The sequence below is a fragment of the Coprococcus sp. OM06-34AC genome (assembly GCF_003462545.1).
Taxonomy (GTDB): domain Bacteria; phylum Bacillota; class Clostridia; order Lachnospirales; family Lachnospiraceae; genus Coprococcus; species Coprococcus aceti.
The window spans coordinates 144,249-158,904 of the sequence record NZ_QTZF01000003.1 but is presented as its reverse complement, the minus strand read 5'-3'; the positions used below and the strand labels follow the sequence as shown (position 1 = coordinate 158,904).

The following is a 14,656-nucleotide window of genomic DNA, read 5'->3' as shown; positions in this document are numbered from 1 at the left end:
ATAAAACTTCTGCTATCTGCCCATACTCTATTTAGAAGAAAATACACAAACTGCCAGGCAGTCACCAGTTATTTTCAGACAGATTCATAATTTCAGGAGGTATACAGTACATGTCAAATATGTTTTGTTTTCAGTGTCAGCAGACAGCGGGAGGTTCCGCCTGTGTCAATACCGGAGTGTGCGGCAAGCAGCCATCCACCTCTAATCTACAGGACGAGCTTGTGTGTGAGCTTATAAGACTTGCAGAGCTCTCAAAAAATGAGAATAAACACAGCGCAGCCGCCGACAGGCTTATAATAGACGGTCTTTTCACAACATTGACAAATGTCAACTTTGACGACAGTGCAATAAAAAATTTTATAGGAAGGGTCAGGAACGAGCAGAACAAGATCAGCAGATCCGAGGCAGAAAAAATACAGGTGATCGACCTCTGGGAGGGCGACACCGATATAGTATCCCTGCGTTCCACCCTGCTGTTTGGACTCAAGGGTATGGCGGCATACGCCCATCACGCCATGAATCTCGGCTATACAGATAATGAGGTTTTGAAGTGGTTCTACAAGGGACTATGCGAGGTTAACAGGGAGCACAACGTCACCGAATGGATAGAACTCATCATGGAATTTGGACAGGTGAATTTCAAATGCATGGAGCTGCTGGACAAAGCCAACACTGAATCATTTGGCAATCCTGTGCCTACGAGAGTAAATGTTGACATCAAAAAAGGGCCATTTATCGTGGTCTCCGGTCACGACCTGAACGACCTGTCACAGCTCCTTGAGCAGACTGAAAAGACAGGGGTAAATGTATATACCCACTGCGAGATGCTGCCTGCTCACGGCTATCCAGAGCTCAACAAATACCATCACCTGGCGGGCAACTTCGGAACGGCATGGCAGAGCCAGCAGACGGAATTTGAGAACATACCCGCGCCGGTGCTCTTTACCACCAACTGTCTCATGCCGCCAAGACCGAGCTACAAGGACAGGATATACACCACATCAGTCGTGGGTTATGACGGCATGGTTCACATCTCATGTACAAGAGCAGGCAAAAAGGATTTCACTCCGATCATAAAACATGCCCAGAAGCTCGGCGGCTACGAACACGACAGAAGCATGAGCGGCATAAACGGCGGCCATATGCTGACGACCGGATTTGGCCACAGCGCAGTTCTGTCACAGGCTGGCAAGATCATAGATGCAATCAAGGCTGGTCATATCAAACACATTTTCCTCGTTGGCGGCTGCGACGGCGCACATCCGGGACGCAACTATTACACCGAATTCGTAAAGCAGACTCCGATGGACACCCTTGTCCTCACCCTCGCCTGCGGCAAATACCGTTTCAACGATCTCGACCTCGGCGAAATCGACGGGATTCCAAGAATACTCGACATGGGTCAGTGCAATGACTCCTACAGTGCCATCAAGGTCGCCCTAGCTCTGGCTGATGCATTTAATTGCAGCATAAACGACCTCCCACTCACCCTTGTCCTGTCATGGTATGAGCAGAAGGCCGTCTGTATCCTTCTCACCCTGCTGTCGCTGGGCGTGCGCAATATGTATATCGGCCCGACACTTCCGGCATTCATGTCCGAGACCGTGGTGAAATATCTGGTGGAAAATTATAAGCTAAACCCGATCACTGCTCCTGAACAGGATATGGATGCGATACTGAAAAGGTAGATTGGGACGGAGCGCTCCGGTACTTTTTATGCCACTTTTACACATAATTTCACACATTTCCCCAAATGGGTCAGGTACCTCCGTCCCCTCCCAGAAAGGTGTATGCGGAGGTTCCGCCCAGAGTGGAATACTCACTGACTGAACTCGGTCAGAGTCTCCAGCCTGTGCTTGATGCAATGAGAAATTGGGGCGAAGATTATAAAAGCAAGAATGCCTGAAAAATTCTCTATATCCCGGATTTTAGCCATGAGCTGCTCCATGCGATACTCATCACCTATTTCTTCATTTAACTTTTTCTGTGATACCGACAAATGCATAAATCCCACTCCTTCTCATCTGAATATCAATCTCACTTCAACCCCGTCATCGACATTCTTCATCTCACAGCCAAATCCATGCCTGTCCATAATGGCCTTGACGATCGAGAGTCCAAGTCCGGTGCCCTTGTGTCCGTGACGGCTATTGTCCCCCTTGACAAATGGCTTCCATGCATTTGTCAGTGTGTCCTTATCAATCGGTTCGCAGGAATTGACAAATGACACTTCTTTATCCGATAGCTTCACATCGATGTGTCCGCCATCAGCCACATACTTGACAGCGTTATCCATGATGTTGACAACAGCCTGATACATCAGAGCTTCATCCGCAGAGACCGTGCATGCCCCCGATATATCGATCTGCACGTTTTTCTCCGATATTTTCTCATTATATATCTGTGCCACAGTGTCAACTATGCCTGCCAGATCCACTTCTGTCTTTTTGAGCTTTGTATCCACGTCCTCTGCCTTAGCCATATCCAGTATAGTCGCAACCTGCGTATTCATCTGTCTGACCTCATCCAGTATGCCGTCCATATAATACTGGTTCTTCTCAGGATTTGTGCCAGCCTTGAGATTTTCAGCGTAAAGTGAGATGACCGCCAGTGGACTCTTCAGATCGTGCGCCATAGCATTTGATGTGGTACGCCTGTACTGCTCCATGTCATAGACAGATTTGTATGATCTGTACAATACATAGGCTATTGCAAGTGAGACAAGCGTGCTCAGCAGTGCTATTCCTATCCACGTGGCAATTATCACTTTTCCAAATGAAGACTTTACGAGGTCGGTGTGATAATCCATCACCAGATAATAACTATTTCCAATCGCTACCACATCGGTGTTGTGCTTTCCCTGATCACAATTCCTGCTGACTCTTGATGAACTTCCAACACCGGAGTCCCCCAGATCTGCCACAAGAGTCTCTATATTTCCTTCATAATCCATATTACGGGAAGCTGCTCCCGAACCGATAAGACTGCTATTATAAAAATGGTATCCTTTGCTTGTGTCAAGCTTCACATAACCATCGGGGATCTCTGTTACTGTGACACTCTTCTCATCAGATTCGCCATAGTCCATTTGGGCCTCATGAGTTCCTATGACCTTAACGTCATCACCGTAGTCATAGTAACTGTATTTACTTATCCAGAAACTGGTTCCCTTTACATATATCTCTTCTATCCTGGATAAAGCAGGCAAACCATCGGCACTTCCATATCTTGGAGCCTCCGCCATCATCTTCTGATAATCCTCATATGTACATGACAATCTAAACTTTTTATTGTTATCATCTGTGACAACAAAAAACATACGGTAGTCATGCCCGGCAACCAATGTCAAAGTGCCATCTGAGTCCTTATAGTACAGACTTGCAGCGGCACCGCCATCCACTGCAATCGCACTTAGCATTTCACACGTATATTCAACATCACTGGTGAATTTGTTATCCGCAGTCTCAAAATCATAATTGATCCCATCCACATAGGCTCCTGCCAGTGCATCTTGATATTCTGAAACTGCTTCATTTACATTTGACCTGATTCGTTCCTCAGCACTCGCTACACCGTTGTCTACACTAGTATTATATATAGATACCAACAGATATGTCACGATCCCTCCCAGCAGTGCTGCCACCAATATAAACGGCACAAATATTCTCAGAAAAAATGAGCCGAATCTTTGTTTTTTCCCATATAACATATTTTTATTTTTCTTCATATTATAAAACAGCCTTTCCCTTTTAATAACTTCCGAGTCATGGGGTCTGTGTACTGACACATCCATTAATTATATCTACACTTTGCACCGTTTCGCACAGTATCAATCCATCCTGTATCCCTTTGCAAATACTGTCTTGATCTTTTTACCCGACTCTCCAAGTGCCTGTCGAAGCTTCTTGATATGATTGTCCACTACCCTGTCGCTGCCCTCATAATCATAGCCCCACAGCCTGACCAGAAGATCATCCCTTGTGATAAGCATTCCTCTGTGCTCCATAAAATACTTCAGCATGGCATATTCCTTCGGTGCAAGCCTTACATCGTTCCCAGCGGCAAATACCTGAAGCCTGTCCGGATAGATCACGATGTCATATGCCTCTATGCTACTCTTCTTCTCCCACAGCCCCTTGCTTCTTCTGAGGAATGACATGATCTTTGCAGAAAGCTCCGCCATGGAAAACGGCTTCACAACATAGTCATCGCAGCCTATGTCATAGCCATACAGCCTGTCCTCCTCCCTGCCCCTTGCAGTCAGGAAAATGACAGGCACATAACTCTTTGCTCTGATGGCCCTGCATATCTCAAATCCATCTGCCCCCGGAAGCATGACGTCCAGCAGCACCAGATCGTATTCGTTCTCATACACAAGCTCAAGTGCCTTGTCTCCATCATCAGCCCAGGTGAAACAGGTCTCATATTCTGCTTCCTTGCCGTTCATATAGTCCATTATCCCCTCTGCTATCTTCTGCTCGTCCTCGACAAGCAATATGCTATACTTCATATTTCCTCCCCGTGGCAGCTTTGATTCTGTATACCTCACAGCGCCGTGCCACTCTATGTAAATCATCGATATCTAAGATTCTGAACACAGTATACTTCAAACTTATATCCTTTTTGTATCCTTTTGCATGTTTTTTATAAACAGATTGACCTTTAATGAAAGAGAGGAGCCTATGTCTATGAGGATAAGAAAATTATTGCCAGCATTTATAATGGCTGCAGCACTGACTTTGACGATCCCTGTCTCTGTCTATGCCGCAGAGGATGATAACCGAGACCCGCAAATACGGGAAAAAGGTCACCGCGACAATGCGTGTCAATGTGACAGCCATCACATTGAAGAGCGGCATAAAGAAAACAGTCACGATAACTGTCAAAAAGCCAGTTGTCAAAACCAGAAAGATTACTAAGGTTCCATCGAAGATCAGCCTTAAGCGCGGCAAGAGCTATCTGCTGAAACCGGTTCTCACACATTCAAACAGCACTGAGAAAAAGACATATACTTCCGGCAATATATCTGCCAGATGCAAAGTTACAGTAAAATAAAAAATAAAGTGGACGGGGGATTCTATCCTCCGTCCACTTATATATTTTATATCTAGTTGTTGGATACAGTTTCCTCGGATTGCTGTGCCTCCAGCGACACAGTCTCTCCGGACATATACTTCACATAATCCAGATAGTCATTATTCCAATCCGCATACTTTTCTGAATGTCTCTTATCCTTAAAAGAATAATTCTCTGAAATATATTTTCCAAGATAGGCGCTTACCTTCTCTGCGCCCTTACAGTTGAGATGTCTTCCGCCATCCCTCGTGTCGGTGCTCCAGTCGATTGCATAATCACCCTTGAGCGTATTCATATCGACAAAATCAATATTCTTGGCCTTAGCATACTTAACCATTGCATTGTGTCTTGCATAATTCCATGACTTCGCCGTCGGAGTCTCCATGAACATGATCTTGATTCCATTCTTCTCACACTTGTCTATAAGCTTATCGAGCAGTATCTTTGATACCTCCGGTATGTCCTCAACAGCCTTGGTTTCCACCATCTTGCTCTGGCCTGAAAACGGCTTGACCTCCATGCTGAGATACTGTCCTCTTGAGGCTGATCTGTATGTGTAGTCCCTGGCACCGAACATGTCCGAAACACTCATGCTCTTCCACCTGTTGTGGTACTGTGCAAGAGGCAGATACTTATATGCCAGATTCTTCAGATTGTTCTCCACCTTTTTCAATGTCGTCTTGCCTGTCCAGAGCATATTCACATCGAACACCACCAGCTTTGGCTTCTGACATGTGAGCACTTCATCCAGAAGATTGGATGCCCCGGTCACATTCTGGAACCCCTCAGCCGCCACATATGTTGGAATTCCATATTTGTTCCATATATACATCGGAGAACATGCGCTGTAGGCATTGCTGTCTCCAAGCACCAGTACGTCTATCGAATTCTTCGGTTCTCCATAAAAGCCCCTTGCATTCGAGTTGGTTATTCCGCTTCCCGGATCGCTCCGCTTCGGAGTAAACGCAACTCCCAGCACTCCCATGATCATCACGGCCACCAGGGCAAATGCTATGGATTTTATTATATTACGTCCACTTTTCTTCATAGATAAATCACCTCTAAAACTGTGCATATATAAATCCAGCCACCTCATAGCCCTTGCCATATGCTCCGAGTATGATCACTCCAAACAGCAGCACATAGTAAACTGCCCATCTGAGGACTATATTCTTCGTGGCAAGCTCTGCTCTTATCTGATGTCCCTTCTCCTTGTAAAGTCCAACCAGGAACAGAATGAGCGCGCCCACTGTCAGCACTACAAAATCTGCCATGTCAAGCTTCATTCCAAGCAAAGTTCCATTTGTCAGATCCGCAAATGTAAATCCCCTGAACATGGACGCAAACATATGTCCAAATGCAGTCAGATCATAAGCCCTGAACATGAGCATTCCCACATTCACAAAAATGAAGGTTCTGACAACCTGAAGCAGCCTGTATATCTTTCCCTGGCGGTCCACATGCATTTTCTCGTACAGCTTTTTGAAAAATGGCTCAGTAAGCAGTCCGATGATCATGATCGCCCAGTAATAAAGACCATACATAACGTACTTCCAGCTTGCGCCGTGCCAAATACCCGTTCCAAACCACACTATGAACATCGCTATAGACATAGGAACAAATGTCGCGAAGAAAGTATTCATATGTTCCCTGGTCTTCTTACTCAGCTTCACAAATGGCTTGGACAGTGAAACTGAATAGAACACATAGTCCTTGAACCATGCACCGAGAGTCATATGCCACCTTCTCCAGAACTCACTGACCGTCTTTGACATAAACGGCTGATTGAAGTTCTCTGAGAGTCCTATTCCGAACATCTGGGCACTTCCCCTTACTATATCCATACAGCCTGAGAATTCCGCATAGAGCTGTAATGTGTAGAGCAGCATTCCCACTACTACCGGAAGTCCTGTGTAGCTTGCGTAATTGTCAAATATCTGGTTCACATACATATTTGCGCGATCTGCAATAACTATCTTCTTGAAGAAGCCCCACAGTATAAGCTGGAGTCCCATGGTCATGTTCTCATAACTGAACCTGTGCCCCTCATACATCTGCTCTCCAACAAGATCGAACCTGGCTATAGGTCCCTCAACAATGTGCGGGAAAAATGCAAGGAAAAGTGCAACCTTGCCAAACTTGTCCGATGCCCTGTATTTGCCTCTGTACACGTCCACTATGTAACTCACCGCAGACAGTGTGTAGAACGAGATTCCAAGCGGCATCATCCTCTGATACATCGGATTCTCTACATTTATGTGTATGAGTCCAAGCACATCTGTAAATACCTGTCCTAGGAATACCGAATATTTCAGGAATACCAGGATTCCTACATTCACAAGCACCACGCATACGCACACGCACTTTTTCTGCCATCCGATAAGTGCCTTGTACTCTTTTTTGTTTTCCTTTGGCAGAGCTTTCCTTGCCATGCTGCAGCCATCATCTATCTTGTTTATCAGCAGGCCGCCCACATATATGGTCAGCGACCCGAACAGGATAAATATGATATATCTGCCTGAATTGATAAAATAAAACAGATAGCTGAATGCCAGCAGCACCTTCCATCTGTGCTTCAGCGGCACTATATTGTACACTATAAACGCTCCGAGCAATATAAATACCAGATACGATATCGACGTATATGACATATTTCTCACTCCTCCAGTATTTTTTGACGGCAGTCAGTCCCCGCCATCTTCCAATATCTATATCTGCTCTTACTCGTCTTCAAGTCTCTGGATCATATCGTATATGGTCTGGACTGTCTTGAAGTTCTCCGGTGTGATATCAACAGGAGAAATGTCTACGTCAAACTCGTCGCTGAGCTGAAGCACCAGCGTAACCATCGTGATGGAATCCAGCACGCCATGTCCTATAAGATCTGTCTCGTTCTCATAATCAACTCCAGGTTTTACCTCATTCAAAATCTTTAATAATTCTTCCATAATCCCATATCTCCTTATAATAAAAATTTTCTACATATTATAATTTTCACGGCAATACCAGCGCAGCACATAAAGTGAATTATATCTATATAAGCTTGATAATACCACATGAAGGACATTTGAGGTCGCCGGCACTCAACGCGCTTGCAAGTGCTAGTGCCGCTGCAGACCGAAATGAGCGAGAGCGTTCCGAATGTGGTATATCACGCTTATGTAGATATTCGCTATTTTCCCTGCGCGTATTCCGCCTTCAGTCTCTTCCTGTCTATCTTGCCATTTGCATTGTGGGGCATGCTTGTCACCCTGACAAAACGGTTCGGCTCCATGTAGTGTGGGACCCTCTCCTGAAACGCCTTAAGCAGCTCCGTCTCGTCCTTCTTCCTGCCCTCGTAGATGAACACGATCTTGTCAGCCGCATCATCATATATGCAGGCATAGCTTCTGATACCGTCTATGGCTCCCGCTGCCGCCTCGATCTCGCCGAGCTCTATGCGGTAACCCATGTGTTTTATCTGATAGTCCTTACGGCACACATAGACCAGCTCGCCGTATCTGTTGTATTTCACCAGATCACCGGTCTTGTAGACCAGCTCTGGATAGTACGGATTCAGCGGATTCTGGACAAATGCCTCTCTCGTCTTCTCCGCATTTCCGAAGTAGCCCAGCGCCACAAATGAACCCCTGGCATAGAGCTCACCCTCACGGCTGAAGCCCGTCTCAGGATCAATCTCCGGTGACACCTCCCTACCGTTCTCATCAAGAACAAACACATCACAGTTGTTGCACGCATGTCCCATCGGCAGCGGCTCGTCATCGGCAAATACTCTGTCCACCACGTAATACGTACATATGTCGGTCGTCTCTGTTGGGCCGAACAGATTTGCATACATGGCATCCGGAAGATTCTGTATCCAGTAATTCAGCGGCTTTGTCGGCATCACCTCTCCGGCAAACAGCACCTTCTTCAGCTCGGGAAGCTGGGCGTACTGGAACAGCTTGTAATTTGCAACGATCTGCAATGCCGATGGCACCCAGTATATCGTGTTGATCCTGTATGTATTCATGAATTCCATCAGCTTCATAGGGAAGGTGAAATACGCCTTCGGTATGATGTACAGCGTGGCACCATTTTTAAGAGTGCTGTAGAGATCTGACACCGACATGCTGAAGTAGAACGGTGTCTGGCTTCCGAATATCGTACTCTCGTCTATACCAAATGCCTCAGTGTACCAGTAGGTGTAGGATATTACATTCCTGTGTGATACCACAGCGCCCTTTGGAACTCCTGTCGAGCCCGATGTGAAAAGCGCATACACGGGATCCGTGTCTATCGCCCTGCTTCTGACCGCATCCAACACCGACTGATCTGCACTTGTGTCCAGCTCGTCAAGATTTAATATCCTGAATACCTCTTTGTTCTCGCCTTCCTGTCCCTGGCATCCATCTTCATCCACGCCATTTCTGTAAAGCTCCAGTGCCTTCTCCATATGCCCGATGTCAGTCACGACTGCAACCGGATTCAGCGTTCCGAGTATCGACTCGGCTCTGGACGCCGGCATCTCCGCATCCAGTACCACATAGAAATTGCCACTGTATACAACTCCCATATAGGCAGCCACACTCCCAGGCTTTTTGTCCAGCAGCACGGCAACAGGCTTATTCCTCACGCCATCTGTCTTCTCATATATCCATGCACCGATCTGTCTGGAAAGCCTCTCCATCTGACCATATGTGAGTCCGCCTTCCTCATCTGCAACTGCCAGCTTGTCTGGATATTTTAAAGCCGAATTCTCTATAAATTCCAATATATTTTTCAATATTTACCACCTCGTTTAACCACCTTTTTCTTCTTCCAAAATCGAATAGATTATATGCCATGCCTTTCTGCCAGTTCAACTTAATATACATTCAACAGACTTAATTATATGTAAGAGTTATTACAATATGGTTACACTTCCTCAATCCATCAGCGTAATCCGCACTGCAGCTTCTCACTACACCTGCTGATTATAGCCGCCATCCCTTTAAGTTTCAATGAGGCGAATCTTTAAGATATCTTTAAGTAAAACAAAAAACAGCGGCAGACATGTCCATCCACGGACATATCTGTCGCTGACAAATGTATAAATATTTGTTTTCCCGGCACGGCTTACACGCCATACCTGATCCTTAGCCTCTTGACAAATCCCACAGATTTTCTCGCATTGTATAGCTTATCGGCAAATATATACAGGGTTCTGAGCTCTGCCCGCAACACGTGCATCAAACTCCAGATTCTCCTGTCTGTCCCAGCCCTCATATTTCTTTCTGAACTGTCTGTATACCTTCTGATCCATAAGCTGGCTTACCGCACTTATGTCCTCCCGCCGCACCAGCATATGCGCCTCATCCGTTCCGGCACATACCGCACGATCATAAAGTCCTGCTCCATCTTCTCTATTCTTCTACCTTCTTTCCCTTCTCCTTATATTAATATAAAGATTAAGTATTGCGACAAGAGCTATAAGTTCCAGTATAACTCCTGCCACAAGGCATATATTCATATATTTCATTTCAAACAATCCAAACATTACAACCATTCTTTTCGTTATAACAACATATTATCCTAAAGTATATGGCAAAAAGTAATTCCAGACGCACAAAAACCGCCAATATCGCTTATGATATGGCGGTTTTGTCGATATTCTTATTATTTTCACTCTTATTCCAGCTCCTCCAGAGCATCCAGATAACTCTCCATCCACTGCACCTGCTTTGCGCTTTTCGCATCTTCTTCATCCGGTTCGTCCGGATCATCCGGCCACTCATCGCCCTCGTCAAGCTCCTGCATGGTCAGCCAGTTGTCAGCCACCTCAAGCTGAAGCATCCTTCCATCGTCACACTCCAGACTCACCAGCACCATAAGCGGCTCCCCCGGAAGCCTCTCCTCACAGCCGAAGTCGGCCTCATCTATTCTCTTTATTGTCCACATATTATCACCTCATGTTCTGTAGATGTCATAAATCACTCTACCCGTATCTTCAAAAAGTCTATGAGTGCTTCCAGCGTCAATTCCTCCTTGCGCCATATCCACTCTGTCTCTATCGTATAGAACAGCCCGCCGCCTATGTCACATGCCGCCGCAAACTTCTGTCTCTGCTTTCTGGACTTCTTATACTTGAATATATAATAGTAATAAAGTCTTCCCTCTATCACTTCATGTTTCAGATATGCCCTTGTCCGCAGTTCCTCCGGGCAGGCTTCATCCTCCACCAGCTCATCCAGCACGTAATCCTCAGCCGTCTCATCATCGATAGCCTCCTGAAGTGAACAATAGACAAGTTCCGGCTTAAGCTCCTCATTAAACCCCGCAAATGCCGGATCACTGTCATCGCCATCTATCAGTCTATACCTCTGAGGCAGGTCAAAGCTTATCTTTCTGGCACCTGACTGCAATGAATATGTATTGGTTAATTGTGCATCTCCAGTCATCCCATAGATGTCCGCATATGGCATACCGTTTTTTCCATATACATTCCTATCATTTTCCATACCTGAACCTTCATCTAACTTTATAGATGTGTCCATTGAATCATATGTGTATCCGCCACCAGCATTTATCGTGCCAGAATAATCAGCATCACCATATCCTACACCATCATACTCGTTCCCACCGTTAGCAGCTCTATCCGCCTCGCTGGCCTTCTTCGCCTGAAATCCGGATACTAGGAACGACACAAAAGCCAGCAATCCGATCAGAAACATCAATCCCTGTTCCGAAATATACGACCACAGCTCTGACAGATCCGATATATTTCCATGTGACTCTTGATATATATTGTATATTCCTGCTCCCCAGAACAGCACCAGCATGGCCCCGGCCACGACAAAGCAGGCGATCGCACTCTGTAAAACATACTTTAATCTTCTCATCTACCCTTCACCCCTGTCATTTCGCTTTTAATACACACATGCTTGCATCAACATACCGCAAGCATCTAATCCAAAGATACCGCATATTATACCCTCCAGTTCGCAGAATATCAATTACATTTGATATTTGATTACTCTTCTCATACAGCCGTTTCATATAGTCTCTTATGCCATACCTGTTATAAAGTCCTGTGAGTGCATCGACCTTGGCGATCTTCGCGCGCTGCCTTGCAAATATGACGATCACTGCAATTATTAGCGCAAAAAGTATTTTCAATGCCACAAGGAACGGTATAGTGTTCGCCTCCACTAATCGCTTGAAGGACACGCTCTGGTTCTCACTCTTCATATACTCGTCCAGCATGATCGTATTTGTCTCTTTGACATCCGAGGCATCCGCCTGCAGATCGGTGTAGTCCTCACCTTTTATCTGCGCCATCGTGCCCTTGAGTGCATCGTTGGAGCTCTTGGAATCGCTCTTCACCATGACCTTCATTACGTCCATGGACTTAACAGAAAACTTGAGCTCAGCGCCATACTTACCGGACTTGTTCATGCCTGCGATCATGGATTTTGATCCGTCTCTCACACAAAAGAGAACCCCAAATCTGAAGTGTGTACTTCTAATCTGGGGTCCTTTTTCATATATACTAGATATATCCTATTTTAGTACAGCTTCGCACCTGCAGGAATATGGTTGTCAACCATCAGAAGGTGAAGCTTCTCCTCGCCCTCTTCCTCATGGATAGCTGAAAGAAGCATACCGCATGAATCGATTCCCATCATCTTTCTAGGTGGAAGGTTTGTTATTGCAATAAGTGTCTTGCCGACTAACTCCTCTGGCTCATAGAATGCATGGATTCCTGAGAGGATGGTTCTGTCTGTGCCTGTGCCGTCATCCAGTGTGAACTGAAGGAGCTTCTTGCTCTTTGGCACTGCTGAACATTCCTTAACCTTTACCGCTCTGAAGTCTGATCTTGAAAATGTCTCGAAATCAACCTCATCAGTAAAAAGTGGCTCTATATCTACCTTGGAGAAATCGATCTTCTCGTTTGGTGTGAAGAATCCGTTGTTGTCACCGGCTGTCTCAGATACTGAATCAGAATCTGAACCACCCTCACTCTTCATAGTCGGGAACAGAAGAACATCTCTGATCGCCTGTGAATCTGTAAGGAGCATAACCAGTCTGTCTATACCATAACCGATACCGCCTGTTGGAGGCATACCGATCTCAAGCGCATTGAGGAAATCCTCATCTGTGTGCTCAGCCTCGTCATCTCCGGCTGCGGCATTCGCATCCTGAGCGGCAAATCTCTCACGCTGATCGATAGGATCGTTCAGCTCTGAGTATGCGTTACACATCTCCCATGTGTTGATGAAGAGCTCGAAACGCTCAACCTTTGTAGGGTCTGAAGGCTTCTTCTTCGTAAGTGGTGAGATCTCGATCGGATGATCCATGATGAATGTAGGCTGGATCAGCTTCTCCTCACAGAACTCCTCGAAGAACAGGTTCACGATGTCGCCCTTCTTGTGGCGCTCTTCGTACTCTACGTGATGCTCGTCAGCGATCTTCTTCGCCTCAGCGTCATCAGCAACCTGGTCAAAATCAACACCTGTATATTTCTTGATAGCGTCAACCATAGTCAGACGCTCAAATGGCTTGCCAAAGTCGATCTCGATTCCGTTGTATGAGATCTTGGTGCTTCCACATACCTTCTCTGCGAGGTAACGGAACATGGACTCTGTGAGCTCCATCATACCATAGTAATCTGTGTATGCCTGGTACAGCTCCATCAGAGTGAACTCAGGGTTGTGACGTGTGTCAACACCCTCGTTACGGAATACTCGTCCGATCTCGTATACTCTCTCAAGACCGCCGACGATAAGTCTCTTCAGGTAGAGCTCAAGTGATATACGGAGCTTTACATCCTCATTGAGTGCATTGTAATGTGTCTCAAATGGTCTGGCTGCGGCACCACCGGCATTGCTGACCAGCATAGGTGTCTCAACCTCCATGAAGTCACGTCCTGCCAGGAAGTTACGGATCTCCTTTAATATCTGTGATCTCTTGATAAATACTTCCTTGCTGTCCTGGTTCATGATGAGATCCACATATCTCTGACGATATCTCATATCTGTATCTGTCAGTCCGTGGAACTTCTCAGGAAGGATCTGGAGTGACTTAGAGAGAAGTGTGATCTCCTCTGCATGTATGGATATCTCACCAGTCTTTGTTCTGAATGCATATCCCTTAACTCCATATATATCACCGATATCTGACTTCTTGAAGTCAGCGTATGACTCCTCACCGATCTGATCTCTTGCAACATACACCTGAATGTTGCCCTTAAGATCCTGAATGTTACAGAAAGAAGCCTTACCCATGACACGCTTGAACATCATACGTCCTGCGATGCTCACATTGATAGGTGAAGCATCCATGATGGCTCTTCTCTCATTGTAATCGTTGTTTAAAACTTCTCTCTTCTCTGCCTCTTCAAGGTCCTCAACTGAAGGTGTCTGTCTACCAGACAGAAGCTCTGCCTCATGTGCTGTGTACATCTCCTTCACATCTGCGCTGTGCTGCTGCACATCATACTTTGTTATGACAAATGGATCCTTGCCTGCCGCCTGAAGGTCTGCCAGCTTCTCGCGGCGCACCATCTGCAGCTTATTAAGATCCTGATCTTTTCCCTTGTTATTCTGCTCTGCCATCTTCT

At 45.9% G+C, this 14,656-nt stretch carries 13 protein-coding genes and 1 pseudogene; 3 read left to right on the top strand and 11 right to left on the bottom strand.

Annotation, left to right across the window (positions count from 1 at the left end):
• Positions 1 to 119 precede the first annotated feature (119 nt).
• Together hcp and DXB91_RS14755 are read left to right on the top strand one after the other, a co-directional pair.
• Positions 120 to 1,688 carry a hydroxylamine reductase gene (gene hcp, locus DXB91_RS06745; RefSeq protein WP_334294700.1) on the top strand — a complete coding sequence of 523 codons (1,569 nt, stop codon included), beginning with the start codon at positions 120 to 122 and terminating at the stop codon, positions 1,686 to 1,688.
• Between the two features lie 92 nt (positions 1,689 to 1,780).
• Positions 1,781 to 1,906: pseudogene (locus DXB91_RS14755) on the top strand (winged helix-turn-helix transcriptional regulator); the annotation flags it as partial.
• A gap of 114 nt (positions 1,907 to 2,020) precedes the next feature.
• Here DXB91_RS14755 and DXB91_RS06735 read toward each other — a convergent pair.
• Both DXB91_RS06735 and DXB91_RS06730 read right to left on the bottom strand, forming a co-directional pair.
• Positions 2,021 to 3,727 carry a sensor histidine kinase gene (locus tag DXB91_RS06735; protein ID WP_158564586.1) on the bottom strand — a complete coding sequence of 569 codons (1,707 nt, stop codon included), beginning with the start codon at positions 3,725 to 3,727 and terminating at the stop codon, positions 2,021 to 2,023.
• 102 nt (positions 3,728 to 3,829) lie between these two features.
• Positions 3,830 to 4,510: a response regulator transcription factor gene (locus DXB91_RS06730; protein WP_118017209.1), complete on the bottom strand. Its 681-nt coding sequence runs from the start codon at positions 4,508 to 4,510 to the stop codon at positions 3,830 to 3,832.
• 263 nt (positions 4,511 to 4,773) lie between these two features.
• Between DXB91_RS06730 and DXB91_RS06725 the strand changes: the two genes are divergently transcribed.
• A complete protein-coding gene (locus DXB91_RS06725) occupies positions 4,774 to 5,055 on the top strand; it encodes a hypothetical protein (RefSeq protein WP_118017207.1) in 282 nt (93 codons plus the stop codon).
• A 52-nt stretch (positions 5,056 to 5,107) separates the two neighbouring features.
• Here DXB91_RS06725 and DXB91_RS06720 read toward each other — a convergent pair whose 3' ends face one another.
• The 9 genes from DXB91_RS06720 to lysS form a co-directional block, all read right to left on the bottom strand.
• Positions 5,108 to 6,124, bottom strand: a complete 1,017-nt coding sequence (locus DXB91_RS06720) for an SGNH/GDSL hydrolase family protein (protein ID WP_118017205.1) — start codon at positions 6,122 to 6,124, stop codon at positions 5,108 to 5,110.
• Between the two features lie 13 nt (positions 6,125 to 6,137).
• On the bottom strand, positions 6,138 to 7,727 hold the full coding sequence (locus DXB91_RS06715) for an MBOAT family O-acyltransferase (protein WP_118017203.1): 1,590 nt from the start codon (positions 7,725 to 7,727) through the stop codon (positions 6,138 to 6,140).
• 69 nt (positions 7,728 to 7,796) lie between these two features.
• Complete coding sequence (locus DXB91_RS06710) at positions 7,797 to 8,024, bottom strand: acyl carrier protein (protein WP_015533721.1); 228 nt, start codon at positions 8,022 to 8,024, stop codon at positions 7,797 to 7,799.
• Between the two features lie 224 nt (positions 8,025 to 8,248).
• The gene (locus DXB91_RS06705; protein ID WP_118017201.1) at positions 8,249 to 9,841 is read right to left on the bottom strand and encodes an AMP-binding protein; all 1,593 of its coding nucleotides are present in this window, start codon (positions 9,839 to 9,841) and stop codon (positions 8,249 to 8,251) included.
• Positions 9,842 to 10,237: 396 nt separating this feature from the next.
• Complete coding sequence (locus DXB91_RS14110; RefSeq protein ID WP_158547607.1) at positions 10,238 to 10,402, bottom strand: hypothetical protein; 165 nt, start codon at positions 10,400 to 10,402, stop codon at positions 10,238 to 10,240.
• 323 nt (positions 10,403 to 10,725) lie between these two features.
• Complete coding sequence (locus DXB91_RS06700; protein WP_015533718.1) at positions 10,726 to 10,995, bottom strand: hypothetical protein; 270 nt, start codon at positions 10,993 to 10,995, stop codon at positions 10,726 to 10,728.
• Between the two features lie 32 nt (positions 10,996 to 11,027).
• A complete protein-coding gene (locus tag DXB91_RS06695) occupies positions 11,028 to 11,936 on the bottom strand; it encodes a hypothetical protein (protein ID WP_118017199.1) in 909 nt (302 codons plus the stop codon).
• Between the two features lie 16 nt (positions 11,937 to 11,952).
• Positions 11,953 to 12,525 (bottom strand): hypothetical protein, encoded by a 573-nt coding sequence (locus DXB91_RS06690; RefSeq protein ID WP_117550868.1) that lies wholly within the window; start codon positions 12,523 to 12,525, stop codon positions 11,953 to 11,955.
• A gap of 77 nt (positions 12,526 to 12,602) precedes the next feature.
• On the bottom strand, positions 12,603 to 14,651 hold the full coding sequence (gene lysS, locus DXB91_RS06685) for a lysine--tRNA ligase (protein ID WP_118017195.1): 2,049 nt from the start codon (positions 14,649 to 14,651) through the stop codon (positions 12,603 to 12,605).
• Positions 14,652 to 14,656: the final 5 nt, after the last annotated feature.

Excerpts from the sequence above, each read along its gene's own strand:
- DXB91_RS06710 (WP_015533721.1), bottom strand. The coding sequence starts at position 8,024 with ATGGAAGAATTATTAAAGATTTTGAATGAGGTAAAACCTGGAGTTGAT.
- DXB91_RS06700 (WP_015533718.1), bottom strand. The coding sequence starts at position 10,995 with ATGTGGACAATAAAGAGAATAGATGAGGCCGACTTCGGCTGTGAGGAG.
- DXB91_RS06735 (WP_158564586.1), bottom strand. The coding sequence starts at position 3,727 with ATGAAGAAAAATAAAAATATGTTATATGGGAAAAAACAAAGATTCGGC.
- DXB91_RS14110 (WP_158547607.1), bottom strand. The coding sequence starts at position 10,402 with ATGCTGGTGCGGCGGGAGGACATAAGTGCGGTAAGCCAGCTTATGGAT.
- hcp (WP_334294700.1), top strand. The coding sequence starts at position 120 with ATGTTTTGTTTTCAGTGTCAGCAGACAGCGGGAGGTTCCGCCTGTGTC.
- DXB91_RS06730 (WP_118017209.1), bottom strand. The coding sequence starts at position 4,510 with ATGAAGTATAGCATATTGCTTGTCGAGGACGAGCAGAAGATAGCAGAG.
- DXB91_RS06725 (WP_118017207.1), top strand. The coding sequence starts at position 4,774 with ATGATAACCGAGACCCGCAAATACGGGAAAAAGGTCACCGCGACAATG.
- DXB91_RS06715 (WP_118017203.1), bottom strand. The coding sequence starts at position 7,727 with ATGTCATATACGTCGATATCGTATCTGGTATTTATATTGCTCGGAGCG.
- DXB91_RS06695 (WP_118017199.1), bottom strand. The coding sequence starts at position 11,936 with ATGAGAAGATTAAAGTATGTTTTACAGAGTGCGATCGCCTGCTTTGTC.
- lysS (WP_118017195.1), bottom strand. The coding sequence starts at position 14,651 with ATGGCAGAGCAGAATAACAAGGGAAAAGATCAGGATCTTAATAAGCTG.
- DXB91_RS06720 (WP_118017205.1), bottom strand. The coding sequence starts at position 6,124 with ATGAAGAAAAGTGGACGTAATATAATAAAATCCATAGCATTTGCCCTG.